The following is a 2,921-nucleotide window of genomic DNA, read 5'->3' as shown; positions in this document are numbered from 1 at the left end:
GCCTAGGCCTCGCAGGCCGCAGTTCTCGGCTGCTGCGGGCCTGGCCCTACGCCCTGCGAGCCGATACTTCGACCGACGCCCGGAAGGCGTTGTACCTGGAGATCTCGGCAGCGACCGGTTCCGCAACCGTGTCAGCTGCCACCCGCGCAACTGCAGCGGCGAGCCTCCGTCGTGCCCTGCGGCTCCGCAGTTTCGCGCCGAAACGGGCCACGACGGCGGAAAGAACCGCGAGCAGCATTCCGGCGCCGGCACCGGAGACGATCAGCAGCGTGGGCACGGGGAAGCCCTCCACGCGCGGCGTCTGCGGCAATTGCAGCTGAAGGAACCCGCCCAGGGCAAGAAGGCCGAGCCAACCGGCCCCCGCAACAAGAGCGGCGAAGGCCACCCACTGGAGCAGTCCCGCAAGGGCCCACCACCAGGCACGCCGCCCCGTGGAGAGATCGGTGCCGGCGACAGCCTGGTCGAGGCCGTCCAGCAACACCGGCACCGACCCTCGGGCAGCATCCCGGATGGAGCTGCGCCACGGCTCGACGGCGGAACCTGCCGCCTCATCGGCATACGTGCGGACGGCGCGGTCCACTTTCGCGAGCTGGGCAGGCTCACCGGCGGGCAGGGAGGTACGCCGCAGCACCGGATCAATATCCGCGCGGCGGAGGTTCAGCCGACGCAGGGGGTCGGGGCGCAACGCACCGATCCACCGTGTGACGGGCCACCCGGTCGCGGCGTGCGCATCACGCCGGTAGGAAGCGGCGACGGCGTCAACCACGGCCCCGACGCCCGCCGCAGCGGTCAGGCCTTCGGCAAGGGCAGCTCGTGCGGAAGCCCCGGGAATCAGCAGGTCACCCGGTCCCGTGTACTGCGTAAGCTCCGCTGCGGCAACCACGACGTCGGCGGCCAGTCGCTCGTTGGCGGCGCTTTTCCGCGCGGCGAGGTTCCGGATGGCAGCAGAAAGCGCCTCCAGACCGGCGCCCGTCCTGGCGGAGACCGGAAACACCCCGACGCCGTCGAGTCCCTCCCCCGCAAGGATGCCGGCCAGCGACGCCGTCACCTCGGGCAGGGCGGAGTCGCTGAGCCGGTCCGACTGGTTGAGCGCCACCAGCGTGACGGCCCCATGGGAGGCAAGGGGCGCCAGGAAGCCCTGGTGGAGTGCCGCGTCGGCGTACTTCTGGGGATCAACCACCCACAGGAGGACGTCCACCTGGCCCGCCATACGCTCCACGACAGCGCGGTGCGCGCTCGCCGTCGAATCGAAATCGGGCAGGTCAAGCAGGATCAGCCCTGCCGCTCCTCCGACCAGGGGTGAATCCGCCGGCATGTCGTGGCGCTCGTCCACCTGCAGCCAGTCCAGCAGGTCGGCGCTGCCGGCCGAACCCCACACGAGAGCCAGCGGCGAGGACGTTGTAGGGCGTCGCGCCGCCACCCGTGCAAGCTCGGTTCCACTGAGCGCGTTGACGAGGGATGACTTCCCGCTCCCGGTGGGGCCGAACACTCCAACGACGGTGTGTTCGGCGGACAGGGAGCGCCTGCTTCCGGCACGGTCGAGGACGCTCCGCAGCTTCCCGAGCCGGCGTTCGTCAAGGCGCCCGGCGCCCAGCTCACGCGCCGTGTCGAGGGCCGAAAGCTGTTCCTGCAGGGTGCTGCCCCGCGAAGCCTGCCGACGGCTCACTGGGGTTCAGCCGCTCGTGCGGTGGTTGGACGCGGCTCGCCGGTGCGGGAGGCCGGTTCCTGGGTCAGTTGCAGTGTGGCCAGCGCGGTGGCGTAGCGGCGCAGCGCCTCCGGCTGGGTCTGCTCGGAAAGCGGCGAAAGGAGCGCCTCGAACCTCGTCTGCTCGGCATGCAGAAGCCTCCCGCACCGCTGTCGCAGGTTGTCCTTCGCGGTGCGCGCGAGCCGCCGCACCGCGTCATCACCGAAAACCGCCTCGAGGAGCTTCTGGCCGACCACAGCCGAACCTCCGGCAATGCCGACCTCACCGCCGGTGAGGCCGCCCGTTGACGCGAAGACCACCACCATGAGGGCCACCGCCACTCCATTGACCCCGAAGGAGAGCATCCTCGCAGCGAACCTCTTGCTGCTTCCCTCGGACCGCACCAGTTCGAGCAGGTCCTGCTGCCATTGCCTCACCTCGGCAGCGGCGCGCGCCGAGAACTCGGCGCTGTTGTGTGATGTGTGTCCGGCGAGGAGTGCCCGGCTGGCGTCGTCGGCGCGCCACCTGGTCTCGACGGCCTCCGCGGCCTTCGCTGCCTCCTCGACGATGACGGCATGGAGTCCGCTCTCGATCGCCGCTGCCACGGTCTGCGCCGGTGCCGGTTTGCCGGTGAAGAACGCCCCCGCCCTGTCCCGGAGCCGGCCGATCTTCGTCTCCACTCCGCGCATGAACTCGCCGGTGCCGACAAAGTCCTGCCACCGTGCGAGCACCTCGCCGCGCAGCAGCGTTCCATCTTCCGTGGAGCGCAGAATTCCGCCGAGGGCGACGTCGAAGGCGGTGGTGGCGGAGTTTCGCAGACCGGCCGCCGCGGCCTGTTCGGCACTGGCCGCATCGGCAACCTCGCTGATCCTCATTCCGAGTGCCCGGACGGCTCCGGTGAGGGTGCGTCGTCCGATATTCCGCCGACCCTCGGCATCGGCCGCCAGACTTTCGAGCCAGCGCCGGACGGGAGCGACGGCACCGGAAGGAAGCATCCCCTCCGCGTCGAGCGCCACCTCCGGTATCACGAAGATCGGCGCGTGCGCCAGGTTCTTCGCCGCCAACAGTGCCAGCAGGTCTTCCCGGATCTCCTCCTCCACGCCCGCCGGGACACGGTCCAGAACGACGGCGAGCAGGACGTCCCGCTGCGCCGCCTCCGAAAGGAGCGTCCACGGCACCGCATCCGCGTACCGGTTGGCGGTGGTGACGAAAAGCCACAGATCGGCGGCGGCGAGCA

At 70.5% G+C, this 2,921-nt stretch carries 1 protein-coding gene and 1 pseudogene; both read right to left on the bottom strand.

Annotation, left to right across the window (positions count from 1 at the left end; genetic code table 11):
• Positions 1-46 precede the first annotated feature (46 nt).
• A complete protein-coding gene (locus Y704_RS0116480) occupies positions 47-1,666 on the bottom strand; it encodes a GTPase (protein WP_026550918.1) in 1,620 nt (539 codons plus the stop codon).
• Positions 1,663-2,921 (bottom strand): annotated as a pseudogene (locus Y704_RS24670) (ABC transporter); the annotation flags it as partial. The gene Y704_RS0116480 and the pseudogene Y704_RS24670, both read right to left, overlap by 4 nt.

Source organism: Arthrobacter sp. Br18, assembly GCF_000520555.1.
Lineage (GTDB): Bacteria > Actinomycetota > Actinomycetes > Actinomycetales > Micrococcaceae > Arthrobacter_D.
This window is presented reverse-complemented; position numbering and strand designations above follow the sequence as displayed.